The 26977-nt window shown below is 46.3% G+C and carries 29 protein-coding genes; 4 read left to right on the top strand and 25 right to left on the bottom strand.

Annotation, left to right across the window (positions count from 1 at the left end):
• Positions 1 to 1686 carry a hypothetical protein gene (locus ACUN27_RS17725; protein WP_326059670.1) on the bottom strand — a complete coding sequence of 562 codons (1686 nt, stop codon included), beginning with the start codon at positions 1684 to 1686 and terminating at the stop codon, positions 1 to 3.
• A 200-nt stretch (positions 1687 to 1886) separates the two neighbouring features.
• Positions 1887 to 2717: an SDR family oxidoreductase gene (locus ACUN27_RS17720; RefSeq protein ID WP_326059672.1), complete on the bottom strand. Its 831-nt coding sequence runs from the start codon at positions 2715 to 2717 to the stop codon at positions 1887 to 1889.
• A 97-nt stretch (positions 2718 to 2814) separates the two neighbouring features.
• Here ACUN27_RS17720 and ACUN27_RS17715 point away from each other — a divergent pair, with 97 nt between their 5' ends.
• Entirely contained in the window at positions 2815 to 3228 is a 414-nt protein-coding gene (locus ACUN27_RS17715) for a MerR family transcriptional regulator (RefSeq protein WP_315950542.1), read from the top strand.
• A 54-nt stretch (positions 3229 to 3282) separates the two neighbouring features.
• Here the strand turns inward: ACUN27_RS17715 and ACUN27_RS17710 are convergent, their stop codons facing one another.
• A complete protein-coding gene (locus ACUN27_RS17710; protein WP_326059674.1) occupies positions 3283 to 5130 on the bottom strand; it encodes an S-layer homology domain-containing protein in 1848 nt (615 codons plus the stop codon).
• 158 nt (positions 5131 to 5288) lie between these two features.
• Positions 5289 to 5744, bottom strand: coding sequence for a VOC family protein (locus ACUN27_RS17705; RefSeq protein ID WP_315950545.1), 456 nt, complete (start codon positions 5742 to 5744; stop codon positions 5289 to 5291).
• Positions 5745 to 5985: 241 nt separating this feature from the next.
• Here ACUN27_RS17705 and ACUN27_RS17700 point away from each other — a divergent pair, with 241 nt between their 5' ends.
• The gene (locus tag ACUN27_RS17700) at positions 5986 to 7446 is read left to right on the top strand and encodes a hypothetical protein (RefSeq protein WP_445559308.1); all 1461 of its coding nucleotides are present in this window, start codon (positions 5986 to 5988) and stop codon (positions 7444 to 7446) included.
• Here the strand turns inward: ACUN27_RS17700 and ACUN27_RS17695 are convergent.
• The 3 genes from ACUN27_RS17695 to ACUN27_RS17685 all read right to left on the bottom strand — a co-directional run bounded on the left by ACUN27_RS17695 (position 7433) and on the right by ACUN27_RS17685 (position 10383).
• The gene (locus ACUN27_RS17695; RefSeq protein WP_445559307.1) at positions 7433 to 8449 is read right to left on the bottom strand and encodes a peptidylprolyl isomerase; all 1017 of its coding nucleotides are present in this window, start codon (positions 8447 to 8449) and stop codon (positions 7433 to 7435) included. The genes ACUN27_RS17700 and ACUN27_RS17695 overlap by 14 nt on opposite strands.
• Before the next feature lie 79 nt (positions 8450 to 8528).
• Positions 8529 to 9146, bottom strand: a complete 618-nt coding sequence (locus ACUN27_RS17690; RefSeq protein WP_445559306.1) for an RICIN domain-containing protein — start codon at positions 9144 to 9146, stop codon at positions 8529 to 8531.
• Positions 9147 to 9186: 40 nt separating this feature from the next.
• Positions 9187 to 10383 carry a sensor histidine kinase gene (locus ACUN27_RS17685; RefSeq protein WP_445559305.1) on the bottom strand — a complete coding sequence of 399 codons (1197 nt, stop codon included), beginning with the start codon at positions 10381 to 10383 and terminating at the stop codon, positions 9187 to 9189.
• A gap of 217 nt (positions 10384 to 10600) precedes the next feature.
• Between ACUN27_RS17685 and ACUN27_RS17680 the strand changes: the two genes are divergently transcribed.
• Complete coding sequence (locus tag ACUN27_RS17680; protein WP_445559304.1) at positions 10601 to 11887, top strand: galactokinase; 1287 nt, start codon at positions 10601 to 10603, stop codon at positions 11885 to 11887.
• Positions 11888 to 11963: 76 nt separating this feature from the next.
• On the opposite strand, the gene ACUN27_RS17675 is transcribed toward ACUN27_RS17680, so the two are convergent.
• The 4 genes from ACUN27_RS17675 to ACUN27_RS17660 all read right to left on the bottom strand — a co-directional run bounded on the left by ACUN27_RS17675 (position 11964) and on the right by ACUN27_RS17660 (position 14170).
• Positions 11964 to 12266, bottom strand: coding sequence for a hypothetical protein (locus tag ACUN27_RS17675; RefSeq protein WP_445559303.1), 303 nt, complete (start codon positions 12264 to 12266; stop codon positions 11964 to 11966).
• Between the two features lie 2 nt (positions 12267 to 12268).
• Positions 12269 to 12724: a DinB family protein gene (locus ACUN27_RS17670; RefSeq protein WP_315950553.1), complete on the bottom strand. Its 456-nt coding sequence runs from the start codon at positions 12722 to 12724 to the stop codon at positions 12269 to 12271.
• Positions 12725 to 12794: 70 nt separating this feature from the next.
• The gene (locus ACUN27_RS17665) at positions 12795 to 13343 is read right to left on the bottom strand and encodes a hypothetical protein (RefSeq protein ID WP_315950554.1); all 549 of its coding nucleotides are present in this window, start codon (positions 13341 to 13343) and stop codon (positions 12795 to 12797) included.
• Positions 13344 to 13534: 191 nt separating this feature from the next.
• Entirely contained in the window at positions 13535 to 14170 is a 636-nt protein-coding gene (locus ACUN27_RS17660) for a 2OG-Fe(II) oxygenase (protein ID WP_315950555.1), read from the bottom strand.
• A gap of 231 nt (positions 14171 to 14401) precedes the next feature.
• Here ACUN27_RS17660 and ACUN27_RS17655 point away from each other — a divergent pair, with 231 nt between their 5' ends.
• Positions 14402 to 14887 carry a heme-degrading domain-containing protein gene (locus ACUN27_RS17655; RefSeq protein WP_326059686.1) on the top strand — a complete coding sequence of 162 codons (486 nt, stop codon included), beginning with the start codon at positions 14402 to 14404 and terminating at the stop codon, positions 14885 to 14887.
• Between the two features lie 228 nt (positions 14888 to 15115).
• Here the strand turns inward: ACUN27_RS17655 and ACUN27_RS17650 are convergent, their stop codons facing one another.
• From ACUN27_RS17650 to ACUN27_RS17585, 14 genes are all read right to left on the bottom strand, one after another.
• Positions 15116 to 17752 (bottom strand): BclA C-terminal domain-containing protein, encoded by a 2637-nt coding sequence (locus ACUN27_RS17650; RefSeq protein ID WP_445559302.1) that lies wholly within the window; start codon positions 17750 to 17752, stop codon positions 15116 to 15118.
• 21 nt (positions 17753 to 17773) lie between these two features.
• A complete protein-coding gene (locus tag ACUN27_RS17645) occupies positions 17774 to 18118 on the bottom strand; it encodes a hypothetical protein (RefSeq protein WP_315950558.1) in 345 nt (114 codons plus the stop codon).
• Positions 18119 to 18408: 290 nt separating this feature from the next.
• On the bottom strand, positions 18409 to 18870 hold the full coding sequence (locus ACUN27_RS17640; RefSeq protein ID WP_445559301.1) for an SMI1/KNR4 family protein: 462 nt from the start codon (positions 18868 to 18870) through the stop codon (positions 18409 to 18411).
• Between the two features lie 27 nt (positions 18871 to 18897).
• Positions 18898 to 19449: a DUF1349 domain-containing protein gene (locus ACUN27_RS17635; RefSeq protein WP_445559300.1), complete on the bottom strand. Its 552-nt coding sequence runs from the start codon at positions 19447 to 19449 to the stop codon at positions 18898 to 18900.
• A gap of 92 nt (positions 19450 to 19541) precedes the next feature.
• On the bottom strand, positions 19542 to 19736 hold the full coding sequence (locus tag ACUN27_RS17630) for a hypothetical protein (protein WP_315950562.1): 195 nt from the start codon (positions 19734 to 19736) through the stop codon (positions 19542 to 19544).
• Positions 19733 to 20047 (bottom strand): AAA family ATPase, encoded by a 315-nt coding sequence (locus tag ACUN27_RS17625; protein WP_315950563.1) that lies wholly within the window; start codon positions 20045 to 20047, stop codon positions 19733 to 19735. Before ACUN27_RS17625 ends, ACUN27_RS17630 begins: the two co-directional genes overlap by 4 nt.
• Before the next feature lie 149 nt (positions 20048 to 20196).
• A complete protein-coding gene (locus ACUN27_RS17620) occupies positions 20197 to 20382 on the bottom strand; it encodes a hypothetical protein (protein ID WP_315950565.1) in 186 nt (61 codons plus the stop codon).
• 115 nt (positions 20383 to 20497) lie between these two features.
• Complete coding sequence (locus tag ACUN27_RS17615; protein WP_315950567.1) at positions 20498 to 20980, bottom strand: GyrI-like domain-containing protein; 483 nt, start codon at positions 20978 to 20980, stop codon at positions 20498 to 20500.
• A gap of 56 nt (positions 20981 to 21036) precedes the next feature.
• Positions 21037 to 21984, bottom strand: a complete 948-nt coding sequence (locus ACUN27_RS17610; RefSeq protein ID WP_445559299.1) for a helix-turn-helix transcriptional regulator — start codon at positions 21982 to 21984, stop codon at positions 21037 to 21039.
• 18 nt (positions 21985 to 22002) lie between these two features.
• On the bottom strand, positions 22003 to 23385 hold the full coding sequence (locus ACUN27_RS17605; RefSeq protein WP_445559298.1) for an FAD-binding oxidoreductase: 1383 nt from the start codon (positions 23383 to 23385) through the stop codon (positions 22003 to 22005).
• Between the two features lie 148 nt (positions 23386 to 23533).
• On the bottom strand, positions 23534 to 23953 hold the full coding sequence (locus ACUN27_RS17600; protein WP_315950573.1) for an HIT family protein: 420 nt from the start codon (positions 23951 to 23953) through the stop codon (positions 23534 to 23536).
• 123 nt (positions 23954 to 24076) lie between these two features.
• Positions 24077 to 24871: an SDR family NAD(P)-dependent oxidoreductase gene (locus ACUN27_RS17595; protein ID WP_445559297.1), complete on the bottom strand. Its 795-nt coding sequence runs from the start codon at positions 24869 to 24871 to the stop codon at positions 24077 to 24079.
• 50 nt (positions 24872 to 24921) lie between these two features.
• Positions 24922 to 25953, bottom strand: a complete 1032-nt coding sequence (locus ACUN27_RS17590) for an AraC family transcriptional regulator ligand-binding domain-containing protein (protein WP_445559296.1) — start codon at positions 25951 to 25953, stop codon at positions 24922 to 24924.
• A gap of 78 nt (positions 25954 to 26031) precedes the next feature.
• Complete coding sequence (locus ACUN27_RS17585) at positions 26032 to 26547, bottom strand: nucleoside deaminase (protein WP_445559295.1); 516 nt, start codon at positions 26545 to 26547, stop codon at positions 26032 to 26034.
• Between the last annotated feature and the right edge of the window lie 430 nt (positions 26548 to 26977).

The following is a 26977-nucleotide window of genomic DNA, read 5'->3' as shown; positions in this document are numbered from 1 at the left end:
TTAGTTTGCACTAAGATATTTTACTGCCCAAGCACCATAATCCACTTTGAGCTTTGCTGCATCTTCCTTACTGATGGCACCCGCAGCGGCAAAACCGTTGATATCTTGGTTAGCCTTTTTCAGCAGGTTATATAAGAGTGAGTCCGGATCCTGATTAGCTGCTTTAGCTATGCTTTGCCCTCCGTCCAGATTCTTAAGTAGGTCAGCGGTTTCGATTCCGGAGACTGAAGCCACATCATCGATAACCCGATCCGAGCGGTTCGCCATATATTGCTTCGCATCCACTTGATCTTTGTAGCCCTGGCGGTTGATGGCATCCAGCACGAGGCTATCAGCTTCCGACTCGGTCGCCGCTAGATCAGCAGCGTTGAGCCAGCCTTTCTGCACCGCCTGCTCGATATAAGCATGTGCATTCTGCTGCAAATAGCTGCTCAAGTCATTCTCGTCTTTGCCCGTTGCTTCTACTAGTGTATGATCATCTGCCAAAGACTGGCGCAGATCAGTTACGGCAGCTTCTGCATAATTCGCACTGTCTTCGACAAGAGCTTGAATGCTTTCTTCCGCAATCGCATGGTTGCTGCTGCCACTAGCCGCTTGGCCGTATCCGTCTAAGTCAATGGCTTTGTCAATCGCCTCAGCCGCACTCTTCTTCAACTGATCTCGCAATTGTGCGGAGAGATTGCCTGCATTCCATTCATTGTCCAAGTCTCGGCTTATTGCATCCATAAGCTGCGCTGATAAATCTGAAGATGCGAGACCGGAAGCCGTAACCAAGCTTTGGCCTGCGGCTAATCCATCCGTGATATCCTTATAATCTTTGCCCGCAAAAGCAGCTGCAGCTTGAATCATCATGTCCGGATCCAGCTTCTTATTCAGCAGTGCCTGGCCGTACTTCTCCATCCATGGCGTCGTTTGCTCGTCGTAGCCCTTCTTCTCAATGACCTGCCAGATCTGATCTGCCCCGGAAATTGCAAGCTGGTCTCGTTGATCGACTTTCAGGCTTCCCGCACTAACCGCAGCATCCAAATCTCCACCCAGCAAGGTGTTCAATACGCTGTTTAATGCTTGCGCATCCATCCCTGTTGCCTCAACAATCGATTGCCCGGATTGAAGAGCCTGCCTGATATCGGTTTCCGCAACAGCTGAAGCCGTAGCAGCATCTGAGATGATATGGTTCAAGCGATTTTGAATGATGCTTTTTCCATCCTTAGGCAGGTATGAAGTTGCATTAGTCCCTGGCCAAGATTGCTGAACCCAGCTCGCTATACCCTCTTTGAACTGCTGCTGAAGATTAGCAGCTTCTTCGTCCGTAAGAGTCCCTTGCTTAACCTCATTGCTAGTATCAATCCCGAACTGCTCAATAAGCGACGATGACAGCTCCGATAAGGCAAGACCTGAAGCGGTCGCCAAGCTCGATCCATTATGTATCAAATCGCTAAAATCGCTCGTATTTATCTTGGCAGCTTCTGCTGTATGCACATCGAGTTTGCTAAGCCAGTTGTTCAAGAACATGGTGCTAAAATCTATAGTTGCCACCTGCGTATCAGGTTTCTCTGCATTCGTCTGCGCCGTTGTATTTACACCAGTTACCGCTTCATCCGCATAAGCTCCGCGCGGAAGCACGATTCCGCTTGTGGATGCGGCCAAAATGGCGGCACCCATCAATACCATAAGTTGTTTTCTCATCCTACTCCTCACCTCTCCGATCATTTTCGGTATGCCACTTGCTCTCGACATAATGAAGTATAGGCGTGCTTCCTGAACTTTACATGAACGAACCCTTAAACTGGAATAATTTCCCGGTTAAAATCAGCTTAATTTCTGCAAGTCCACGCTGAAATTAAGCTGAAACTTCTTACTGCGACCGATTCCGTATTTATCAAACGCTATTTCGAGAAATAATGTCCTTGCTCCAGATCTGCGAGAAGTCCCTGTTGGACAGGCTTCCAGCCGAGTAGTTCCCTCGTCTCTTCACTTGATCTTGCTAAGTCAAGCGACGCGACCATGCCTAGAAAACCGAAGATCGCTTGTGCCTCTTCACGCGGGATGCTGACTACCGGCACATCTAAGTGGCGGCCTATGACTTCGGCAAGGTCACTGAACGGAATGCCTTCATCGTCCACGCCATCCAGTCGCGAACCAGCCGGCGCAGATTCTACAGCGAGGCGGAACAAAACTGCCGCATCCAAGCGATGAATCGCTGGCCAACGGTTTGTGCCGTCTCCAATGTAAGCTGAAGAGCCTCTTTCCTGAGCGATCCGGATTAATTGCGGCACGAAGCCTTTATCTCCTTCTCCATGAACGGATGGTGCTAGCGATACGATCGATGCTCTCACACCTTTTTCTATAAACGAAAGGGCTGCATCTTCCGATGCTTTACCATTCGCATGAGCTGTGATAACAAGTGGTTTACTGGTGCCTGCAAGCACCTCTCCCATTGCTTCAATGGCGCGAAGATCCGTTGCTAGTGATGCGGCGAAATTAGTGAAATCGTGGTTAAAAGCCAGATGAATAACGCCGTCTGAAGTTGCTGCACGGCTGCGAAGTAAATCCAGATCCTCTAAAACACCGCGAGCTACCTCAGCTCCCAAGCTTTCTAATACTTGAGCACCACTCTCTGAACGTGTCAAACCAACTACCTGATGTCCCGCACCGATGAGTTCGCGGACAACTGCTGTACCAATATAACCTGCTGCACCTGTAACAAATATTCGCATAATCGTTTTATGCCTCCTTAAGTATTTGACGAAGATATGACTCTAGTCTAAACTATGAAGTGAACTCTAAGGCAAGCGTTTGGAGGTGGAATATGATTTGAAAATTCAAGAATTAGCAGACTTGATGGGTTTAACCCCCCACACCATTCGTTTTTACGAGAAAGAGGGTTTGCTGGACAGCAGGCATATTCAGCGAGAGAAGAATAATTACCGCAACTACTCGGACGAAGCCATTGAACGGTTAAGGCTGATTAAGAAATTTCAAGGCATCGGCTGTTCGTTAGCTGAGCTGAAAACGATTTTGCAGGATCACGATACGAATGCTCGCACGAACCAAGAAGTAATAGAATGGATTCTTCAGAAAATCAATGAAATCGAGCGTAAGAAGGACGAATACGATCAAATGCTTGTAACGCTGAATTGGATGCTGACATACAGGAAGTTGCTGAATGAAGACCCACAGCAAGCTGAGGCTATGATGGCGGATTTACGTCTTCGAATGAATATCTAGCATCGAATATTTTAGAATCGAAAAAAGGGCTGCCACTTGGGCAGCCCTTCTGTTTTACTTCACAACGATCGAAGTGACGAGATTATTCGAACCGATCAATTCAACGAGATGGCCTTCACTGAATAGGCCCAAGTTCCCAGATAAGCTGACACTCGGCGATACATTATAGAGTGTGTTTTGATCAGTGCCGTTAACGTTTTGGGAGATCGTAATCGTCGCAATCACACCTTGTGCGTTAACGGTTGTGCTTTTCAAATACCCGTAAATATCAAACGACTGGTCAACGCCTGCGTTGCGCGTAACCTCGATGTAAATCACTTGATTGTTCGACGTGCGCAAGTTGACGACATCTCCGGTGCGAAGATCTGACAATGTGGCGCGCACTCCGTTACGGTAAACAACCACGTCAGGAGAAACCGTGTAGTAGGCAGGACTGCTGCTGTTTGTCGAAGTCACTTGCAGCACATTGTTGGAAACCGCAGCGTTCAGTGTTGCACTAGTGCTGAGCGTTTGCGCCATCTGTGTCACCTGAACATAAGTGACCAAGTTATTGGATGTGCTGATGTTCACCACGTCCCCGATTTGCAGCGCAGAGCGGCTAACTTGAACATTGTTGCGGTAAATGACAGCATTGGAATCCAGTGTATACGTTGTGTTCACTCCTGCTTTCATCAGCTGCAGTACGTTATCGTTCACAATCGCGCTGACCGTGCCGCTGTTTGTTACAGGTGTGGCGGATGTCGTTACGGAGATGTAGGTCACTTGATTGTTCGCAATGCTCAAGCTGACAACATCGCCCACCCTAAGGTCGTAAGCGGTGATTCTTGTACCGCCTCTGTACACGACAACGTTCGGATCAAGCGTCATCGAAGATGACTGCGAGCCATTCGTAATCGTCAATGTATTATTTGTAACCGGCACACTGACTGTACCGTTATATAGCACCGTATTCGGGTTAGAGTTCACCGGTGTCGTCACTTCAATGAACACAACCTGATTGTTGAAGAGGCTGAGTTTCACTTGATCGCCTACTTGAATCGCAGAAACGTTGACTTTAGCGCCGTTCCGGTAAACAAACACTTCCGGATGCAGCGCATACGAATACGTGCTGCCCGAGCGTGTCAGGTTCAGCGTGCTGCCCGTTACAGCTGCATTCACTGTGCCTGTCAACGAGTTGTTGTCCTGATCCGGCAGCTGTCCACCGACGCGATCCAACAGCGCGGCAAGTTGTGCACGCGTTACCGGTTGGTTCGGTTTGAAGGTATTGTCTTCAAAGCCATCGACAAGTCCCCGCTCCCGCGCGACAGCGACATAACCAACTGAGCCTGCAGGAATTTGCTTAGCGTCTGTAAACGGTAGCACCGTATTCATCTTGGCTTTGGCATCGGCGTCCAGTTTCAACGCTTTCACCAGTAGTGTTGTTGCCCACAGCCGGTCGCTGACTTTTTGCGGGTTGACCATGTCATCGCTTTCGGAGAACAGGTCATTCTCCAGAGCGACGGCTACGTAGCCGACAGCCCATGCTGGAATTTGGTTGGCATCTTTAAAATTTAGCTTTGTACTCATCTTAGCCGGCGATTCCGCCTGATCGCGCAGCCCCATTAAACGAACAGCCGCGGTGATCGCTTCGATGCGGGACACCGTGTTCTGCGGTTTAAAAGTGCCGTCGTCATAGCCTTCAAACACCCGCTTGGAAGCAAGGCTGGCAATATAACGCATCGCCCATTCCGAGTTCTTCAAATCGTTGAACGTCAAATGCAATTCGATCTTGTTATTACCCTTCCGATCGTCATCGTGTTTGCCTTTGTTTTTGTTATAGCCTTCTGCCATTACCGCCGTACCGCTGCCTAGCATCATGACGAGTGCAAGTCCTGCTGCGACTACCTTTTTCGAATGCAACATCCCGTTCCCTCTCCCTTATCATTAAAATGATTCATGATAACTAATGATCAATCAAATGAATTCGGCAGGGTGGATAATTATGAGAGGGTGCAATCGAATTTCTCTAGAGATTTTTCCTAATTATTTTCCAAAAGCAATGAATTGAACGAGACGTCCCGTTATTTGTTCCCGAGTTGTTCCGCCAAACCGATTAGAAGTCCATCTTTTCCACGTATGTAGCAGAGCCGATACGAGTCCCCATACTGAACAACTTCCCCAACGAGCTGTGCACCATGCTTAGTGACTAGTCTGGATACCAATTCGTCAATGCCTTCAACAGTGAACATGACGCGCAGATAACCGAGGGCATTTACAGGAGCAGTTCGGTGATCTGATACCGTAGGTGGGGTGAGAAATCGCGAAAGTTCAATTCGGCTGTGGCCATCTGGGGTAATCATCATAGCAATCTCCACACACTGTGAACCTAGCCCGGTTACACGACCAGCCCATTCACCTTCAATTGTAGCTCGCCCTTCCAGCTTCAAGCCAATCTCCTCGAAGAAAGAAATTGCGTCATCAAGTGATTCTACTACAATGCCAACATTGTCCATTCTTAATAATTTGTTTTTTGCCATAGTTTTATCTCCTTATATGTATAAATTTATTAGCAGATCATCTTCATATTGATTCTAACAAGAAATGCTAATTCCTTCCAAACGATTAACTCGCAGATGCTATTATTCGCATAATTGCATACTTTACATCTTCTACTAGGAACCAATTTCGATCAATAAATGGCCGAAACATTTGATCCCCACTTGCGTTAATGTATATATCCTGTAATTCGACTCTGAAGAGCATTGGAGGAAACCTTGTATGCGAAAACAAACGCTTACTTTACTATCCCTAATCCTGCTTAGCGGATTGGTCCTCGACAAAGGTGTGCAAGCCGCTGATTCGAATTCCGCGCTGCTTCCATTACCGATTGAACTCGTTTTAAATGAACAACTTACGCCAGTGTATGATTCGATCGAAGGTCAGCGGCTATATTTCGCCTCACCTCAAGTCGTAAAGGTCGATGGAGCTGAACCAAGCTGGGATCGTAAATTGATTCAAACTCATGAGGCTGTCTGGTTCGAAATTAAGACGACTGACGGCGATCGCTGGGTTCACCTGCAAAATCCCGAGTTTCGGGAAGACTACTATCAACATCTCCTGTTGACCGGTATGGAGAACTTCTATAATGACCAGAGCCACAGCTCTGGCGCTCGAAGCGCGGGTTCCGTTTCTCCTCAACTGCTGCGCGTCCTGTATGCCGATGATGGCAATTATTTGATTCAAACCTGGCTCGGCTATCGGTGGATGCGTCCGCAGCACCCCATCATTGACGATGTGCAGACATATGGTGCGAACAGCTCAGGCATGTCGTTTGAACTACCGACAACTTCTCCAATGTTCGATTCGCCAGACGCAGGCAGTCATGTGGCAGGCTGGCTTGCCCCGCAATGGTTCACATCCAAAATTGTATGGAACGATTGGTACTATGTGGATACTTGGGATGGCCCCCATTGGGTAAACCCGAAAGTCGGAAATCCTGCGGACTTACGCAGCGAAGAAACGACCCTTCGATTAGACCAAACGGCGGTTGTTTACGAACATCCTAACAAGGCGGCCCGCGTACTTGGCTCACTTGCTCCTCAAACCATTAATACTTTCGAGCATGGAAGCGGCTGGCATCATATTCATAGTTCGTGGCTCGGTGATTCATGGATATACGCTGTGAAAAAGGACCAGGATCCTGATGCTTACGTTCCTCCAACGAAGGTAGAGGTAAAACCGATTACAGTAATCAATCAAACGAAAACAATTACTGAACTCGGATCCGGGTCGCGAAATTATCCGTTTGATTTGACGGTTCATGTTAAGAACGAGGCCGGTAATATCTCTAGTGAAGCTTTTCAACCTTATGGAAAACAAGTCGGTATTGAATTCATATTCCGGAATGGGAGTGAGGAGGCGTTAACAATGCAGCCAACTGCTTTCAAAATCGACATCTCCCGTCGGGACAAGACAGATGGTACGTTGACGCTTGTTTGGTCCGGTCAAATCGATTCGCCTGATGCGAAATTGGCAAGCGGCGAAGTACATTCGTTTGACTTTATCTGGGATCAGAAAGATTTCGACGGGAAGCAAGTCCCTTTTGGCGAATATTCTGTTGAAATCAAACTTCCGATGAGCATCAGCTACACGAAGGATGGCGAAAATGGCACGCTTCAGCACGAGGACGCCAAGAGTGCGATGCTTACAAGCTTCCCGCTGCGAATCAGCGCTCAGTGAAAGTTGCCTGACTGCCGAGCTCAGCAGCATTCACTTGAACATCTGCCGCTGCTCGGAGCTGATCCCAGTGTGACTGAAACTTTTGGTCAACGAGCTTGCGGTATACTTCATCCCGAACCTTCGCGAAGGCTTTGACTCCTTCCTCAAGCCGACTGTCGCAATAGACCATGACATAACTGCTCTGATCGACAAAAATAGGGCTGTACTCGCCCGGATGCAATCGGTTCGCCTGCTCGAATACGGCTTCCCGATATTTCAATAAGCTGCGCTTATTCTCCTCAGTTATCATCTCGTCGATGACTTGTATCGGCGCAGCTTCCGCTGCATTGACAATTACTTCAAGTTTGGCGCCGGAGACTGCTTCCTTGTGCAGCGCCTGCATGCGTTTCAAATCGCTTCCTGCCTCTGAGCTGATCGGCAGTTTCCAGACTTTCAACCGGATGGTTGGCTGGATCGTATACACCGCTAAGTCCCTTTGATAGGCTAGCTGCAGGGCTTCTTCCGATGTGTCCATCGTTTGTGCGGCCATTCTTTTTAAGCCATTTTCCAATTGGGCGAACTCATCGGCGTAGAACGTTTGGTCCGAAAATCGCTTGGGGCCATAGATGACTGCCTTTTGTTCTGCTGCTTGCGCTCTCCGCTCGTTTTCCTTGTCTAGTTGGGCATGGAAATCTGCGAAGGAAGCGGATGCGAGCAGTCCCTGCTTCACCCCTTCCAGCTGCAAGACCTTTACCTGAATCGCCGTCTCGAGTTCATCGGCCTTCCGTCCCTCCTGCGACCCGGTTTGGGGAGTGGATAACCGCCTCGCAAGCCCATACTCTTCCATCGTCAGGGGCTCGCCGTTGACGGTTGCTACAATTCGGACTTCCGATTGTAAACGACCGGCCTGCGACGACGTTTCACCCTGATCAGCTGGAACGCTTGTAGTGCAAGAAGTGAGAACAAGTAAACCCAGAAAAATACGGCTAACTTGCACGGATATGTTTCGCTTAGTAGCCTTCATGCCTGAACCACTTCCCTTCCCTTAGAAAAATAAGACTCCCCGCCAAGCTGAACGGAGAGCCCTTAGGTGCTCGCTTTCGTTATGACACTGGGACAAGCTCCCATTGCTGATTGTAGCTGCCGCTAAACGGCCACTGAATGATCGGCGTGCCATCGGCTGTCGAGCCTCCCGAAATATCGACGGCTTTTCCGCTTAGCTTGCTAATGAGTTTGTAATAGCCTTCAGCGGATGCAGCGGAAAGTTTCCACTGCTGATTGTCTCCTCCACTATATGGCCATTGAATAATTGAAGCCCCGTCCGTGGTGGAATACCCGGATATATCAATCGCTTTACCGTTTAGCTTACTGACTATTTTATAATTACCGCCGCCTACATACGCAATTTGCCACAGTTGATTGTCCCCTCCGGTATAAGCAAGCTGCTGCAGTTGAACACCATCGGTATTGGAACTTCCCGGAATGCTTAAGGCTTTGCTGCTGTTTCTGCTGATGATTTTGTAATAGGAAGATGTGAATCCGCTGGCAATGCCCGCACCATTATAGGCCCCTCGATTTGTCGATCCGCTGGACGCCACGGAGTTGCCCCAGAAATCTTTGCCGCCGTTATTGTTGACGAACACGCCGGAACCGATCGCCGGAGAGTCTTGCAGCAACTTATACCCGTTTAATGAAGTGCGTCCAAGATTCCCTGATCCCACATTTACAAATGCAGGGTCGGAAGTTAGTTTGTGCGTCTCATTAGGTTCGGAAGAAGGATGATTGCTTATAGAGGAAATGAGGATTAATCTGGCTTTGCAAATAGGCAAGCTCCGCTCTTCGTTTCACCAGTTCAGACTCGTACAGCAAGCGTTTGCCCTCAACCAAGTGTTCGGTTAATTCCTCAATCTCAGCCATCATTTCATTAAAACGCGTCGTCATCACCGTCATTTCCGCGTAGCCGCCGACTTGAATGCGCTTGCTTAATTGATTTTTCTGCCCCATACGCATCTCATTTATCAGGCGCATCATTTTTTTTAGCGGCTGCAGGATGTTATTGATAACAAAAAGAAGCGGCACAATTAACAAAAGCAGAGCTACTGCGACCAGAATCAACTGCTGCTTGCGAATATCATTGATACCCCTGAGCAAGATTTCGTTAGGTATTTCGATGACAATTTCCCCTCCCAGATCGGGAATGCTATCTTTCTGAACGAGATATTTTCGGTTCGAACCCGCCAATACCTGTTCGGGAATAAGGCTGCCAAGCCGCGTGGATGGATCATTGGTAAAAAAAACATGCCCCATGCGATCCGACATATATACCTTCGCCCCGTTGAATAGCTTGTCTGGAAAATTCACATCAAACAAAGACTTAATCGAAATTGTCATCAGCACCGTACCTAGACGTTTGTTGCCTTCACTAAACTCCGTTGTAGAATACACGGGCGCTCCTACAACAAGAACTGGCATTGTTTTTGCCACGAAATCAATCTCTCTGTAGCCCGCATAATAGAACAGTGTTTGGTCCGGGATTTCATCGACAATTGGCATCAGATCATTCAGATTGCCTTGAATGTTGACTTTCGTGTTATTTCTCCCGACCAGCATGATGTCCAACAGACCATCCTTCATGCCCATCATATCCGACAAATAATTCCTCAATTGCGTGTACGCTTCAAACTTCTCAACCGGATCTGACACGTAAAAATAGTTTTGAACCGTCTGTCCATTGTAAGCAACCGTATCCAAAATGCGAATAATGTGTTCGCTATTGGCCGCAATGGTCTGCTTCAACTGGGAGATGCCTCCCTGTACATAATTGCTGTTGTCACGCTTTACCACCTCGACAGAGCGGAAATAATTCGTGACCATGATTAGAAGCATGGGAATGACAATGAGCGAAGTCAGCAAGGTCAATTGCCAAGCAATGGGAAGCTTCTTCAAACTGCCTTTCATCCAGCACTTCCCCTTCTACTAGGTGGTAGGAGCAAAAACCTTTCAGAGCATTTTATCGAAAAATTTCAAACCTGTCCATGGATTCTGATTAGATATGAAGCTAAGAAATTGATAAAGATCGATTTCTTTCATAAATATCTATCTGAGAGCGCTGTCTTTCGGTACAATGGGTATGATAATTACTATTCAAACAGTTAGAACCAGGAGGAACATTCAAATGAACGATCATTTCGAGCAGTTTTTTGATTCGCTTCAGGCACAACAGCTACTGGACCAAATGTACGGAAGCGAAGAACGAGAGAGACAAATTGACAGATACCGGAAGTGTATGGAAGGATATCGTGCGCAATATGGAGATAAGGAGTCGTTGAAATACTTCAGTGCTCCGGGGCGTACTGAGATAGGCGGCAATCATACAGACCATAACAATGGAAAAGTATTGGCAGCTAGTATCCAGTTAGATACGATTGCGGCTGCAGCAACCGTAGACACTGGAGTTATTTCGGTCATTTCCGAAGGGTATCCGGGCATGTCCGTCATCCATTTGGATGATCTAGCACCTAAGTCTGGCGAGGGTGGGACGGCTGCTTTGATCCGCGGTATTGCACATGGTTTCCAACAGCACGGGTATCAAATTGGCGGATTTAATGCTAGCATCAGCAGTAACGTGCTTCCAGCATCAGGACTCAGCTCCTCGGCCTCTTTCGAAATTCTGATCTGCCAAATGCTTAGTACGTTTTATAACAACGGAGATATGGATGCGGTCATGATGTCGCGCATTGGCAAGTATGCTGAAAATCTTTATTGGAACAAGCCGTCAGGAATGCTAGACCAGATGGCTTGCTCGCACGGTGGCATGATCACAATCGATTTCAAAGATCCGGCAGAACCTCAGATTGAGCGTGTTCCAGGTACCTTTGAAGCAGCAGGTTACAGCCTTGTCATTGTCAGTACAGGCGGTAATCATGCTGATCTCACGAAGGATTATGCATCAATTCCGAACGAGATGCGGGCGGTGGCACAAGCCTTTGGTGCAGAGGTATGCCGCGATTTGACGGCAGAGATGATCTATGACCGGCTCGCGGAACTCCGCGAAACTGCCGGAGATCGCGCGGTGCTGCGGGTCCTCCATTATCTGGATGAAAATGACCGTGTTGGGCAGCAGGTAGAGGCAATTAAGGCGGGCGAATGGCAGAACGTGCTGAAATATATTACTGCTTCAGGTAATTCCTCGTGGAAATGGCTGCAGAACATCAACCAAGAATCGGTATCCCGTGAACAGGGGATTGCACTTACACTCGCCATTACCGAGCGTTTCATCAACAAGTTGGGCGACGGTGCTTGCCGAGTACATGGCGGCGGTTTCGCAGGCGTCATTCTCGCCGTTCTGCCACATGCGGCAGTAGCGGAATATCGGGAACTAATCGGGCGTACGACTGGGACGGAACTGTTCAAGATCAGCGTACGTGAAATCGGAGCGGTCTGTTTGAATACACTCTTGTAGATTCGAGGGTTTAATGGTCAATTGTATGCTCCCTTATACGAGAGGTTGTCTATCGTTAAGGGAGCATGCAAATGAATTAAACCTTAGCTTTCCACTCATTTTTATCAAGCTTGTAGTAATTATAACTCTCGTTATCTATTTCAATAACGCTTTGAAATTTAAACCCGCATTTTTGTATTATTTCATAATCCGTCAACCATATTTTACGTCGCTCTTTAGATACGTTCCAACCAGGCAAGTACTCATATATTTCAGGTTGCCAGGTTAAAGAATGAAATTGATAGAGATCATCAAGCGTGTACTCTTTAAGATACACATCCTTACAATTAATAGTAAAGATAATGCTTTCGCTCAATGTCTTCACTTCATTGTTAGGCACTGTTATAGCCTCGCAAACGTGATGTAATCGACTTGGGCAGGCTCTGCTGATTCAATCCGAAGTGCCCGGTTGATCTGTCCCCGGTGATATTGACCATGTAAGAGGACCTGCAATAGAATGTCCCTAATTGACGTTTTGAACGGAACCCCGCTCTGGTTCGCATAGTCGATCATCTCGTCCAACATGGATTCCTCGAGCCCTTCAACATAGACGCGATATTGCTCGGCGTTTTCTTCGAACATCGTCCGGATCTCCTCCAGATTTTCCGCTTCTTCCCAGAGTAAATATTGTGTGGTGCCCTTGCCCTGCAATCGGGACAGCCAGACTCGTTCCGCGACCGCGACGTGCCGAACCAGCTTCAACAGGTCCTTGTTCTTCGTCTCACTCTCCTCGAGCGCGTCCAAGATGCGTCCGTCCGCCCAGTAAAGATGGTCCATCATGCACTTAATTGTTTTCATATTTGTTTCCTCCTGTTCGTCTCACGGATTAGTTGAAGCTGCTTATATCCGTTAGCGTAACGCCCTGTACTTACAATCCTATGTGTCTCAACTCTACTAGTAATTGATCGACAATCAAATTAACAGGCAACAATCCATTAATTTCAATGTCAGAATTCGGTTTTACGTTTTTTTGCATTTCTAAGTAAGCATCTCTTCCACGGACTAGGTAGTTGTTTAAGTCACTATTCAAATCATAAACCAAGTTCTCACTTTGATCTCGTAAAATCCTTCTCGCCATCGCGATATCCAATGGGGTATCAATAAAAACTGTTAAATCAATGTATCCACTCATAGAATCATTTAAATATGCAAATGGATAATCCAGAAGGATATATTCAATAGATTCATTCTTAAGATATTCTTGGATGTCTTTAATTAAAGGGGCCAGATTCCATTCGTTATAATTAGCTCCTCTACTAACCCAATCACAAATGTCTTCAGGACAATCTTTAAAGTCATATTCATCAAAATACAATGCTTTTGAATTATTCAATTTACCTAGTAACTGATTGGTAATGGTAGTCTTCCCACCTCCTGATATAGCAGCAATTGAAATTACATGAGGTTTCACGTTCATAATGGACCTCCAAAATTCTGACAATCTTCCACAAAGAAAATCGTTTTTCAGTGCAATATCTCAACCCTATTATACCAGATGTTGGTATCTTTAAAATGTTGTATTGCTCTTCTCCTAAACGGCATTCTACGGCATGTTTGTATTAAAAAATAAAAAAGGAGCTGCATCGCTGCAAACTCCACTCTCTTTCTTTAAACGTTGCGATGTCTCTGTCTTCTCATCCACTGGGTCGCTACCCATTTCTCCCCGACTTCAACTGGATTTCCTGCGTGTAATGTTAGTTCATTTAAGCGACTATCATTATAAAAATATTCAAAATAGACGGCACTACCTTTTTTCGGCGTTACTGAGAAACGAAGCGATGGGAAATGCGTTTCACCGCCTTTTTCCACGTCATTTAAGTACATCACCAAAGTGCTGATCCGATTGTTAACAACATTTTCGGATGTAAAATAGTCAAAATGAGGATGATACTGCTCCCCTACTTTATATTGTAAAATTTGCAGCGGTTCCGCATGTGATATCGGTATATTCATGAGTTCAGAAATTCTGGCCTCAATTCTTTGAATCATTTCATTTTCGCTTTCCTCAAAAAACATGTTGCTGCTTGTTCTAATATCGCTTACTACTCGAGACTTGCCGATTTTAGCTCTTTTCATTCTATTATTAGCTAAGTCTATCAAAGCGTCACACTCTGTGTAGCTTAATACATTGTCCAAAATTAAAATAAGCGGTTCATCCATTCTGCCGACAATAGGAATCTCTCTGTCCTTAGTAATAATTTTGTTTCCAAATGAATTAAAAATCGTCTGCTCTATAATGGCCATCGTTGCAACCTCCATTATTGATTACTGAGGAAGTACTCTGCATGATGTCAGTCGATTTAAACAGTTCTTCGTGGAATCAGATGTTCCTCATATTCTATAAAAATTATTCTATTACGCTTTATTTTAGAACAAACGAAGCTTTCTATTATATTTTTAAATTCCGTATAACTTCTAGTTAAAAACTATCCTTTGCGTGTATAATATCAAACAGGAAATGATAATTTATTTGAAATGGATGTGCTCACTCTGGATAAATACGACGATTTACTAATGACTTTGCTACAGGAAGAAATAGATCTCCAGTTTTCCGTTTTTACGAATGAGACTGCTTACAGGGTTGGGAACAGGATTATTGAAAAGGCAATGAAAGAGAATAAAGCAATCGTCGTCAATATTCGTAAAAACAATGAGCTGTTATTTTACAGCAGAATGAACGGCACATCTTCAAATAACGACGAATGGGTGACATGGAAAAATAACGTTGTCCAACATTTTGGGCATAGTTCCTATTACATGCACGTATTACTGAAATCGACCGCTTCGACAGTGGAAGCCTCCGGCCTCAATCCGAATGATTACAAGGCTGAGGGTGGCGCCTTTCCGTTAATTTTGAAGGATGAAGGTATTGTAGGCACAATTTCGGTATCAGGACTGCCTGGTGAAGAAGATCACAACATGATTACTTCCGTATTAAAGGAATTACTTTTGGGGAAATAATCATTGGAAAAGGTTCGAATTGCAAGTGCTTCAGCTAAAAAGGAAAAAAACTTACAAGGTCAGTTTGCCAAGGCAGATTGGCCTTTTCAAATTTTCCCGAATCGAGAACGAATCTTTTTGTAATGAAAAATGGCTCTTCCGTTTTCCCTTAGGGAAGCGAAAGAGCCTAGAAGATTACATAAATCCTAAAATGATATTTGGCTGGAAAAGCTTCTAAATGACACGAAATTAAGAGACCTTAATGATGGTCAGAGCAGCGCCAGCAGCCCCGCTAAGCAACGTCGCGGCACCGAGTAATCCAAATAATTGAAGTGTGATTGTGTCACCTGCAGCTAGACTCAATATGACCAAGTTATTAAATTCAGATACAGAAGCTACAGGTGCAATAATGGTAGGCGTAGATGGTGTTCCGTTAATTAACAATCGCGTGCTGACCAACAAAGCGGCCGTAACATTTACTTGATACGAAATCATATAGTCTCCGGCTGACGGCACCGTAAATGTATCGTTTAAGCCGTTGACAGTAATGCCGCCATTAAGCAGTTGATTGTTAGGGAGTGGAACGTTAGTTCCGCCAAGGACAACAGCGATAACGGAACCAGCCGTATTCGCGGCAAAGCTGTTAATGTTCGTGAAAGCTGTACCTGTGGCACCAGTTGCACCTGTAGTGCCTGTAGCTCCAGTCACACCGGTAGCCCCAGTTGCACCGTTGGTTCCTGCTGCACCCGTAGCACCAGTTACACCGTCAGCCCCTGTTGCACCTGTAGCCCCTGTTACTCCGTTTGTTCCTGTTGCGCCCGTAGCACCGGTAGCTCCGTTTGTTCCTGCTGTACCCGTAGCACCGGTTACACCGTCAGCTCCTGTTGCGCCTGTCGCACCCGTTGCACCGTTTGTTCCTGCTGCACCCGTAGCTCCGGTTACACCGTCAGCCCCTGTTGCACCGGTAGCCCCTGTTACTCCGTTTGTTCCTGCTGCTCCTGTCGCACCCGTTGCACCGTTTGTTCCTGCTGCACCCGTAGCTCCGGTTACACCGTCGACTCCTGTTGCACCTGTAGCCCCTGTTGCACCGTTGGTTCCTGCTGCGCCTGTAGCGCCTGTAGCACCGGTTGCTCCGTCAGCTCCTGTTGCACCTGTTACTCCATTTGTTCCTGTTGCGCCCGTAGTACCGGTTGCTCCGTTTGTTCCTGCTGCACCCGTTGCTCCGGTTACACCGTCTGCTCCTGTTGCACCGGTTGCACCGTTTGTTCCTGCTGCACCCGTAGCTCCGGTTACACCGTCAGCCCCTGTTGCACCTGTAGCCCCTGTTACTCCGTTTGTTCCTGCTGCTCCTGTCGCACCCGTTGCACCGTTTGTTCCTGCTGCACCCGTAGCTCCGGTTACACCGTCAGCTCCTGTTGCACCTGTAACCCCTGTTGCTCCGTTTGTTCCTGCTGCACCTGTAGCACCCGTTGCACCATTAGCTCCTGCTGCACCCGTAGCGCCGGTTGCACCATTAGTTCCCGCTGCACCCGTAGCACCGGTTGCACCGTTTGTTCCTGCTGCACCCGTAGCACCGGTTGCACCGTTTGTCCCTGCTGCGCCCGTAGCACCCGTCGCACCGTTTGTTCCTGCTGCGCCCGTAGCACCTGTCGCACCGTTTGTTCCTGCTGCGCCCGTAGCACCCGTCGCACCGTTTGTTCCTGCTGCACCCGTAGCGCCGGTTGCACCGTTCGTTCCTGCTGCGCCCGTAGCACCGGTTGCACCATTAGTTCCCGCTGCACCCGTAGCACCCGTTGCACCATTAGTTCCCGCTGCACCCGTAGCACCCGTTGCACCATTAGTTCCCGCTGCACCCGTAGCACCCGTTGCACCGTTCGTTCCTGCTGCACCCGTTGCACCGGTTGCACCGTTTGTTCCTGCTGCACCCGTAGCTCCGGTTGCACCGTTTGTTCCTGCTGCACCCGTAGCACCGGTTGCACCGTTTGTCCCTGCTGCACCCGTAGCACCGGTTGCACCATTCGTTCCTGCTGCACCCGTAGCACCGGTTGCACCGTTTGTCCCTGCTGCACCCGTTGCACCGGTTGCACCGTTTGTTCCTGCTGCACCCGTAGCACCGGTTGCACCGTTTGTCCCTGCTGTACCCGTTGCACCGGTTGCACCGTTCGTTCCTGCTGCACCCGTAGCGCCGGTTGCACCGTTTGTTCCTGCTGCGCCCGTAGCGCCAGTTGCACCGTTTGTTCCTGCTGCGCCCGTAGCACCCGTTGCACCTCTAGCCCCTGTTGCACCGGCGGCTCCTGCTGCACCCGTTGCACCGGTTGCACCATTCGTTCCTGCTGCGCCTGTAGCACCGGTTGCACCGTTTGTTCCTGCTGCACCCGTAGCACCCGTTGCACCTCTGGCCCCTGTTGCACCGGCGGCTCCTGCTGCACCGGTTGCCCCTGTTGCACCGTTTGTTCCTGCTGCTCCGGTAGTACCTGTAGTTCCTGTTGCCCCGGTTGCACCTGTAATTCCTGCAGGTCCTGTAGCTCCTGTGTTATCTCCAAAGAGTTCAGATGAAACAATCCGATGCGCTGTAACTATTTCTCCTGAGGCCGATTTTCCCCAAACAGAAATTTGGATTTGTTTTGCAGCGGTACCTCCTGTTGTAAATACGAATTCGAAACTATCAAAATTAGCAAAGTAATTTCTAGTTATCTCTTGATTTGGTAGAACGTCCAATACATCAAGAACATATAACGTTCTTGTGCCGTCTAAAACATAACCCTGAATGACCACAGAAGCAGAATTGACGGTATCCCGATTATCAATAATGAGCGATACTTGCTGAGTTGGTCTAACTCCGCTGACAGAACTATTATCAATAGGTCCAGTCGATAAAATAGCCATATAATAGATAACCTCCAATTTTTAAAGTTCAGATGTAACAAGCAGATGTGCTGTAACTAACTGTCCGGATGCATTTTTCCCCCATACAGAGACTCCAGTCTGATCTGCAGCGGTGCCTCCTGTTGTAAATATGAATTCAAATCTATCGAAATTTGCAAAGTAATTTTTGGTTAGTACTTGATTTGGAAAGACATCCAAAACGTCAAGTACATATAGCGTTCTCGTGCCATTTAAGATATATCCTTGTATGATAAGAGTTGCAGAATTAACAGTATCGCTATTATCTATTAATATAGTTACCTGTTGAGTGGGCCTCATACCGCTGATAGCATTGTTTTCTATCGGACCGCTTGATAAGACAGCCATTTATGTTTTTCCCTCCTATTCATATGGTTGAAATTAACTCTAGTTTGCAGAATATATCTACTAGCTAGTAAATACTACTTCTAAACTATGCAAATTCTTAAGAGATCGCTTGGACTTAAAAGAAAGAACTACCTAAATTTTTCCACAAAGTGGTAAATTCCAAAGTAAATCCTATCAAAACTAGTTGCTAAACAACGCGAAAAAGCTGCCCGTTCTCACGGCAGCTTCTAGTTTCTGACTTTGGTGTTTTCGTATATGTGTTTAATTATTATTCACTATTGCTCCCTAGTCTAATCAAGCCACTTTATAACTGAATGCTGATATATCAAATCGGCAAGAAACTCTTCAAATGAATCATAGAGCTTAATTATCCCCTTCATGCTTCCCTCGTACCATTCCATGACAGGAGGATTATCCCCTTCATCCAAATTAAAAAATCTAATTTCATAGCCCTGATGAATAGAGAATACAAAAGCGCTAGCAGGCAGCACGACCGGGTTATTATTCTCTCGTAATAACTCATTTGCCTCATCCTGAAGTTCTTTTAGTTGTGAGAATTGCATGTCTGTGCCTTGGAACAATCTTCCCGAATAATGGCCGACTGCAAGTAAATAATGACGATAGGACTCGGGTAACCTGACTCCCATTTCTTGCTCCAGTAGCTTTATCTCTGCTTCGCTACACCCATCGAAAGGACGATCCGTGTACAATTCCTTCTCTTGCAGGAGCTTTAATAAATGTTCCCGTCTCACTAACCAACCTACTTCCTTAAGGGGTAATCAAATATTATTTACATCTTTATTCGTATTGGGAAAGAGCTGTAAGTAATCGAACTTCACTACACATCCTTCACCAACTGGGCTCTGAGCAACTACACCAACTTTTAACCTTTGACTATTCTTCATTCCAAAATAACGCACTAAGGCCCAATCATTACCATCAAGAGAATAATGAAAAGCTATGCAATTATCATATCGAGACACTCTGAAGAAAGGTTTTACATTTCCAACATAGTCACCGATACAATCATCCGAAATATCTTTCGTTACAACACTAATAATGGAAGGTCGACCTCTAAAATCTTCATAACATAACTTGGCCCAGTTATTCTCGTCTGCCATGACCATCAGGCATGCGGAATCATTTCGGTCACGTATGTCTACGCTAACCCGAGTGGTTAAAATAAAATTTTCACTTGTTGTCGTGTACAGGAATGGAGCAGAATTTTTCCTCGTTTCCTCTGTTGGGTTATGGAAGAAGTCTGCACGAGGTGGCGCAGTAATTATAAGTGCACTTTGTTCAGAAAATGTCCATTCATGTGGTTCATTCATCCATTGAAGGGAAGAATGTAGACTTTTCCCCACGCAGCTATTAAAAAGGTTCATACCTAACCATCGCCACCCATCTATAGTTTAAATAACTTCTACCCCTGGCATTTATTTGCTTCGCTTAGACGGATGATCTCGTCAACGACGTCCGTGATCGGTGCAGTAACGTCGATAATCATTCCGTTTTCCGGAATGTCTTCTTTCGTTTGGTGCAATCGCGCAATGAGTTCCCGCTCCGCTTTCTTACTCCCCCACTCATTTTCCGGTCGTTTGTCAAGCCGCCTGTTCAATGTGTCAAGATCGACCTCGAGGACAATACACCGTCAAATAAATCTAAGAATTTCGAAATCTTCCTGGAACCACCGCAGAAAAATGTTACCGCCTCATCTTGATTGGCGACCAAATCTTTTACTTTATCTACGTGCCATATATGGTGCTCGTGCGTAACACCATCCGTCCGAGTACCTGTTTCTGGATCGCCTTGATAAGCTAATTCTCGGTCACCGTGAATGGCATGGTAACCGCGCCGCTGTAATTCATTGCAGACCGAAGTTTTACCAGTTCCGGAAACGCCTTCAATTAGATAATCCCTAATGCCCATGGCTTTTTTTAAACTCCTTCGCCAGTATGGTCTATGTAATTGTAGCACATTCCGGGACAGGAAAGCGCTTTCTAATACATTCTCTGCGAGTTCCCACTCTGTGGTACATTCGTGTTTATTCATTAAAAAAGCCGCTTCGTATGAGCGGCCTAACATTCCGGACTTATTAAACCTACTTTCACTTCTGTCGCACCTTCTTTTTCCATAACGATCTCTTTGGCTTTTTCTATGATCTCCGACTCCACATCACTCTCGATGTCAATTTGAATGGATCCTTTGTTTATTTTTACCCCCTGATCAGGTTTGGTGAATTGATAATCAACAATGTATTTCATTGCTCTTTTACCTCCTAAAATTTGGTGTTTTTACATTATCGCATTCTAAACAAAGAGAAGCAAATCGCATCTTTCAACAATAAAAAGAACGTCCTACATTAGGCGCCATTTTTATCTATTTAATTGCTATAAAAATCTGCAACTGTGTTTGCTCGGGATCTAAATTTCTGGCGTCATACAGCTCATAATCTCCCGTAAATGCCCTTACTTCCTCTGATTCCTTAAAATATTCCCAAATTTTCCCCCACGCCTGTGCAACCACTTCATAAACAGGGCCCTTTTCTGTTGTAAATACCAAGTATTTGCTCGCTGGCACTTCAACGGTATGGAACTTGTCCTCATCCCGCAACTTAACGCTGGCTACTTCGTGCCCGATCAGTGTGGTATACGCGCCTGTAGCATCACTTTCATAATCCGTATAGAGCGCATAGATCAAATGGGAATTGATTGTCGGGGTTTGTGACGTGATTTGACTTTGAAAATATGTTTCCCATAGTTTCGGCAATCGCCGATTTGGGCCCGCTTCCTCCGCGTTTGTTGTTCGTACTTGAACACCTGTTAGTGTTATTGCTGGTTGCTCGGATATATATGTACGCATAAATTCAACCTCGTCTCCTTGTATTTATCATCAATATACAGGGAGAACGTGGACACCTATCTGTCCAGTTTCTGATAGCGCTCCATAATTTTTCGTGCCCGATTTACCATTTCTTCGGCTACGTGGATCGGTGCTTCGACTCTGACATGTTCACCGTAACTCAGCAGCATGCTGTAAAGCCATTCATCTTCGGCGAAGCGCCCTTTTACCTGTAAGGAACCATCCTCCTGTCTTTTAACTTGTCCCGGATCGAAGGAATCCCCCACACGATGCCGAACTTTCGAATGGAATAGAAATGTCATCTCTTCCATATTCGTATTCGACCAATCCGACTCCCACGCATAGCCCTCTAGCGAAGGGGCTTGTTTTCTAACAAAGGTTTGCTCCAACACCCGCAACTCCTGTATACGAGATAATCGAAACACTCGAAATTCACTTCGAAGTGTGCAATAAGCCTGTACATACCATAGGTATCCTTTTAAAATTAATGCGGCAGGCTCGACGACTCTCTCACTTTCCATACCGTTCATGTTCAAGTACTTGAAACTAACCTTGCGTGTATGCTCAATCGCCTGCCTCAAGCTGTTCACTTTATCCCGTGCACCAGGTCCTTGCCCCCACGGATTGAAATCGAAAACAAGTCCTGTTCCCTGCTGCTCCATTTGAAGGCGATCTACTCGACTGAGCAGCGCCTTTACTTTATCCAGCAGAGTATCAAATATACGATCATCCACGGCGGTATGTATCCCTTTTACCGCCGCGACGATCGCTTCAATTTCACCGAGCGTTAAGAATTGCCGAGCCATGGCGTAAGGTTCCATGATTTCAAATCCACCGGAAATGCCTTGATAAGCCACAATTGGAATACCCGATTGATTCAGGGTCTCCATATCACGATAAATCGTCTTTGTCGAAACTTCAAAACGATCAGCCAATTCTTTGGCACTGACACGCCCGCGATTCAAAAGCAGCACCGTCATGGCCAGCAAGCGGTCAATTTTCATACGAAAAACCTCACTAGATTATTGTTTTCTTACCTTACTACCTACCGGTATACTCTGAGCAAAACGAAACACATTATGAGGATCATACTTTCGTTTCACCTGCTTCAATCTGCCTAAGTTCACACCATAATACGCCTTTGGCCAGTTTTTCATCTGCAAATCGGGAAAGTTCACATAATCCCCCTTAACAAAAGGACGTAACGCTCTGCGGAATCTTTCCACCCATTGAATATTCCGTTGCTGCTCGCGGTTATTCCTCCAGCGAGCTGACAGTTCATTAATGGTCTCCGCTTTTCGATGCGGATAGGCCGTTGCAGTAGGCGATATTCGACTCACCGCGCTTCCTGCACCACCTAAGCTTTGACTCCACACGGTAGAATTCCTATTGGGTGCTTTGGACAAAAAGTCACGAATGATTCGCACTCCTTCACGAGGCAATGGTTGAAACCCGTAAGCCCCGCTTATTTTAAATTTCGGCTCCAAATGTAAGTCCGATTCGGCAAAAAATTTAGTTGCTTCAATGAAAGGCACTGTCTTCACCAGCACTTTCACCGGATTGCCTGCACGCAAGAGCGGTCTAATCAAGCTGCGCAACTCCTCAGCACCTCCAAGTAATTGCCCGGTTGATACAATAGTACCTACCTGCTTGGCAGACACCTCGATGGTTGAGGTTAAGCGGTTCGTGACGGATGGGGCCCAACGCTGCCAAACCGGTAACACCTTCTCCAAATCGCTCCAATTCCATGTGACGCTGTATATAGAAACCTTTGAAATAGGTCTAACCCGAAACGTATAGGCTGTAGCAACGCCAAAGTTTCCTCCCCCGCCTCCTTGTGATGCCCACAACAGATCGGCATACTGCCTCCTGTTTGCCACAATGGTCTTTGCTCCATACCGCCCCGAAGCTACGACCATCTTCACTTGTTTCAAGTTATCGCACGTAAGTCCATATTTCCGGGACAAAAGTCCAATGCCGCCGCCCAGTGTAAGCCCGGCTACGCCTACGTCAGGCGCAGTCCCAGCCGGCAGCGCGACACGCTTAATCCACAGCTTTTTGTAAACACGAGCAAGTGGATTTCCCGTTTGAACAATGGCTACCCTATTTTTCCGATCAACCTTAACTTTATCCATCTCGCTCACATCGATAATAATTCCGCCATTGACAGCCGAAAACGCTTCATAGCTGTGCCGGCCGCTGCGCACTCGCAGCCGTACGCCCCGCTCGCGAGCCCATTTGACTGCGTTGATCACATCCTGAGTTCGCCTGCAAAAAACAATGACCTTTGGAAATTTGGAAAAGCGTCTATTGAACTCCATTCTGGCTGCATGGTATGTCGGATTCCCCGGAAATACGAGCCTTCCGGTTAATCGTGTACCTGCTTTTTTCCGGCTTTGGGTCATCTATTTTACACCATCCCTGTTCATGGCATATACCTTTCTCATCAGCATATGTCTATGTAGGGACACCTGTCCTAGTAACGGCAAATACCTTGTTTAAATCGTAATATTCCGAAAAATAAAAAATCCGCAATTTCTGCGGATCGAACATTTAGAGATGGCTTTTGATTTGATCAATAAGTGCCCCGTATTGTTCCTCAGTTAGAAGAAGATTTCCCGCTGGGTTCATTTCAAACATTTTTCCCCAGGTGTAGCCATCTTTATATTTCGGTACGATGTGAAAATGTACATGCGGCATTGTATCACCAAATGCACCGTAGTTAATTTTATCCGGTTGGAACGCTTTTTCAATCGCTGCTGCCACTTGCGCTACATCACGCATATAAGCGTCTTGCTTCTCCTGTGGCAGATGAAAAAACTCTGTTTCATGCTCGTTCAGCGCGACAATACAGCGCCCCCGGTACGTCTGTTCCTTAAATAAATACAAGGTTGATACACGTAACTGGCCGATTTCGATCATAAGATTGTTCAGTGCTTCGTTTTTACTGCAGTAATTGCAAATTGAACTCATGTCTGACACTCCTGTTCGATAGAAATGGAATAAAAGGATAACGATATTATACCAATCCTATATTCCCATGTATATAATTTCCATGTCTACGACAGGCTTGTCTACTTACACAGAGTTTGTTCATTAAAATATTGTCGGTACCATTCCCCCATCCATTCGGATAGGCGAGCCTTTGAACGCGGAGGCATACGGACTACAGATAAATGTAGCTAGTCTACCTATCTCTATCGGTCGTATGAACCGCTGGATTTCGGATTGCGGCAAATTCTTCGCCATAAAATCCTTCTCTTTCGCCTCGAAGGTCATCTCTTCGTTCGAATACATGCTTTCGATGATCATTTGTACATTCTCGGAGAGCGTCGGCCCGGGCATGATCGTATTCACGGTGACTTCTGATCCTTTGGTCAGCTTTGACAGACTTTTGGACAACGAGAGGAGCATCGATTTGGTCATAGCGTAATGAGGCATCAATCCCGAAGGCATGATGGCTTCCTCACTTGCGATAAAGAGGACGCGCCCATAATCGCCGCTTAACATGGAAGGCAGATACAACTTCGTCAAACTGTTCGCGACAAGCACGTTCGTGCGGAAGTACTTCTCCCACTCGGCATCATCTAAATCATCATAGGACTTAATTTCGTAGATGCCCATATTATTGACCAAGATATCGACTTGGGGGAACCTCATGAATAAAGCTTCTCTTTGCTGCGCATCTACAAGATCGGCTGCGGCACTTTTAGGCTGAGTGTTAGGAAATTTCGCCTGAATCTCCTTCACTGTAAGCTCAACCTCTTCATTGCTCCTGCCATTTATGAGAACATGAACACCTTCATTGGCAAGTTCTAAAGCAATCGCCTTACCGATTCCCTTGGTAGAGCCCGTCACTAATGCCGTTTTATTTCTTAAACCCATATCCATCTGTCTACACTCCTTATGTTGTGAATACAGATTATGATAGCTGGTTTCGTCTATTCGGTAACTAGCGAGGAACGCCAATGTTCTTGCGCAATACGCCAATTGGCGGGAGTTTCTCCTTCCCACGAACGGAAAGCCCGGTAGAATGAATTCTGATCCTCGTAGCCGACGAGAAAAGCGATCTCTTTGATCTCCAGCGACGGGTCTACCAAATAATTGAGTGCCTGCTCATGCCTGGTTTGCACCAACAACTGCTTAAAGCTTGTTCCTTCTTCTGTCAAACGTCGCTGCAAGCTGCGATCACTCATTCCCAACTCATTAGCTACGGTTTGAATGTCGATACGCCCTCGCGAAAGGCAGCGCGACAGAATCCATTTCACTTTATTGCTGATCTTACGTTTGCTCTGATGTTCATCCAAATGACGATCCAAAGTAGGAGTTAGAATCTCGAGAAGTTCTGCATTATAAGAAACAAAAGGACGTTCCAGATCACTACCGTATAGCGTAAGCCGGTTGCCAGAGGCATCTACCCGAACAGAGCAGCCGAAAAAATCTTCGAGAACTTTCGAGTTGCCTATATCATGGACGAGCTCAACAGAATGAGCTTGGAGAGGACGTCCGGTTCCTCGTCGTCCGAGTTCCAGGAGATAAGCAAGTGTAATGCCTACTAGTACCGGCGGTCCAGGCTCAACGGCATGCTGCCAATCCAGTTCGACGACAACATGTTCTCCTTCTTCACGCAAACACAAGTTTTCGGGAGGACACATTTGTTTGTAACGAGACATTCGCGTAAGAGCATCTCGGAAATCTCGGGCATGGAAGGTTGCTAAAGCGGCCGGTGGATATTGCGCTGTCTCGAATGCAGTGGCCAATTTGACGATAGCCGTGGCGGCATCGCCAACAAGTTCGGCATAAGCTTGCCAGATCGCATAGTATTGGGCCGTCGTAATGACGGGGTCATTGATAATAGTCAGAGGTAGACGGGCATGCCGAGCTACTTCTTGAGGGGATATCCCTATGAAGAGCAGACTGGACCAGAACCCTGGCGCGAGCTTCACTTGATCGGCTGCTGTAACTTTCTTCATGGTTAACCTCCAGGGTGGTATGCAATATGCGGTATTACCTCCTATAATAAAATAGGGTTAGAATAATTACTATGACTTCTAATCATCATTATGATGTTGCCAGTGAGTATCTATATACCCTCTTTTTATAGACCACTCAGCAAGCATTTTCCTCTGACGAATCTCTAAATCCCTGTAAGGTGCTGCTTCAATAGAAATTTTGCTAAAACGGTCTTGAAAATGCGGTCCTTCTACAAACTTTCTCATCGCCCCCATGTCTCGATCATTTGCAGCCCAAACGACCCGATTAATACTGAAAGTTAACAGAATTGTGCAACTGCACATGGGACAAGGCTCACAAGTAGTGTACAGGGTATAGCTTTTTTTTAGAAATTTCTTGGTCTCAGCATCGAGCATTTTTGCTCCAGCGTTTCTAATGGCATCGACCTCAGCGTGAGCAGTTGTATCTATTTGCGTAAAGACCTTATTATGTCCCCTACTAATCATTTTACCGTCGGAATCCACGATAACTGCTCCAATCGGATAGGTACCTGCCTCTTTGGCTTTCTCAGCTTCAAGAAATGCCTCTAATAAAAATTTGCGATCATCCAGCATGACCTAGTCCCCTTTTAAAAACAATTGTATTTTAAACTTTCGATATGCATTCAGCAATTCCTGTCTATACAATCATTCAGTAAAAAAATGAAAGGTGTGTGAAATGATGGGAATAGATATGAAGATTATCATTGCTGTGGGAATGCTATTCACAGGACTGGCTTGGCGCGGGGAGTAAGCAAATGCAATAAAAGCGCTATCTTTTGAAAAGTGGATTTCTCCTCAGGGTGTCAATTGGTACCATATTTCAACTTACAGAGGCATCGTGTGGGTTTCTGATACCAATGGAAGCCAATAATCTCTGCTCTGCACCACATCGAACGCAAACTCAAATCGTAATGAGAATCAGTCCCCATAAGTTTTAATTTTTTCTCAATTAGTAACGTGATCAAACGATTGAATGTCTCTTTCCAAGTTTCTGTCGATACTT

The organism is Paenibacillus sp. WC2504 (genome assembly GCF_052682475.1).
This window is presented reverse-complemented; position numbering and strand designations above follow the sequence as displayed.

Excerpts from the sequence above, each read along its gene's own strand:
- ACUN27_RS17720 (WP_326059672.1), bottom strand. The coding sequence starts at position 2,717 with ATGCGAATATTTGTTACAGGTGCAGCAGGTTATATTGGTACAGCAGTT.
- ACUN27_RS17670 (WP_315950553.1), bottom strand. The coding sequence starts at position 12,724 with ATGAAAACAATTAAGTGCATGATGGACCATCTTTACTGGGCGGACGGA.
- ACUN27_RS17665 (WP_315950554.1), bottom strand. The coding sequence starts at position 13,343 with ATGAACGTGAAACCTCATGTAATTTCAATTGCTGCTATATCAGGAGGT.
- ACUN27_RS17655 (WP_326059686.1), top strand. The coding sequence starts at position 14,402 with ATGGATGTGCTCACTCTGGATAAATACGACGATTTACTAATGACTTTG.
- ACUN27_RS17685 (WP_445559305.1), bottom strand. The coding sequence starts at position 10,383 with ATGAAAGGCAGTTTGAAGAAGCTTCCCATTGCTTGGCAATTGACCTTG.
- ACUN27_RS17635 (WP_445559300.1), bottom strand. The coding sequence starts at position 19,449 with ATGAATGAACCACATGAATGGACATTTTCTGAACAAAGTGCACTTATA.
- ACUN27_RS17680 (WP_445559304.1), top strand. The coding sequence starts at position 10,601 with ATGAACGATCATTTCGAGCAGTTTTTTGATTCGCTTCAGGCACAACAG.
- ACUN27_RS17650 (WP_445559302.1), bottom strand. The coding sequence starts at position 17,752 with ATGGCTATTTTATCGACTGGACCTATTGATAATAGTTCTGTCAGCGGA.
- ACUN27_RS17595 (WP_445559297.1), bottom strand. The coding sequence starts at position 24,871 with ATGGATATGGGTTTAAGAAATAAAACGGCATTAGTGACGGGCTCTACC.
- ACUN27_RS17605 (WP_445559298.1), bottom strand. The coding sequence starts at position 23,385 with ATGACCCAAAGCCGGAAAAAAGCAGGTACACGATTAACCGGAAGGCTC.
- ACUN27_RS17645 (WP_315950558.1), bottom strand. The coding sequence starts at position 18,118 with ATGGCTGTCTTATCAAGCGGTCCGATAGAAAACAATGCTATCAGCGGT.
- ACUN27_RS17700 (WP_445559308.1), top strand. The coding sequence starts at position 5,986 with ATGCGAAAACAAACGCTTACTTTACTATCCCTAATCCTGCTTAGCGGA.
- ACUN27_RS17600 (WP_315950573.1), bottom strand. The coding sequence starts at position 23,953 with ATGAGTTCAATTTGCAATTACTGCAGTAAAAACGAAGCACTGAACAAT.
- ACUN27_RS17585 (WP_445559295.1), bottom strand. The coding sequence starts at position 26,547 with ATGCTGGATGATCGCAAATTTTTATTAGAGGCATTTCTTGAAGCTGAG.
- ACUN27_RS17610 (WP_445559299.1), bottom strand. The coding sequence starts at position 21,984 with ATGAAAATTGACCGCTTGCTGGCCATGACGGTGCTGCTTTTGAATCGC.
- ACUN27_RS17695 (WP_445559307.1), bottom strand. The coding sequence starts at position 8,449 with ATGAAGGCTACTAAGCGAAACATATCCGTGCAAGTTAGCCGTATTTTT.
- ACUN27_RS17590 (WP_445559296.1), bottom strand. The coding sequence starts at position 25,953 with ATGAAGAAAGTTACAGCAGCCGATCAAGTGAAGCTCGCGCCAGGGTTC.
- ACUN27_RS17710 (WP_326059674.1), bottom strand. The coding sequence starts at position 5,130 with ATGTTGCATTCGAAAAAGGTAGTCGCAGCAGGACTTGCACTCGTCATG.
- ACUN27_RS17620 (WP_315950565.1), bottom strand. The coding sequence starts at position 20,382 with ATGAAATACATTGTTGATTATCAATTCACCAAACCTGATCAGGGGGTA.
- ACUN27_RS17705 (WP_315950545.1), bottom strand. The coding sequence starts at position 5,744 with ATGGCAAAAAACAAATTATTAAGAATGGACAATGTTGGCATTGTAGTA.
- ACUN27_RS17660 (WP_315950555.1), bottom strand. The coding sequence starts at position 14,170 with ATGGCCATTATAGAGCAGACGATTTTTAATTCATTTGGAAACAAAATT.
- ACUN27_RS17615 (WP_315950567.1), bottom strand. The coding sequence starts at position 20,980 with ATGCGTACATATATATCCGAGCAACCAGCAATAACACTAACAGGTGTT.
- ACUN27_RS17625 (WP_315950563.1), bottom strand. The coding sequence starts at position 20,047 with ATGGGCATTAGGGATTATCTAATTGAAGGCGTTTCCGGAACTGGTAAA.
- ACUN27_RS17725 (WP_326059670.1), bottom strand. The coding sequence starts at position 1,686 with ATGAGAAAACAACTTATGGTATTGATGGGTGCCGCCATTTTGGCCGCA.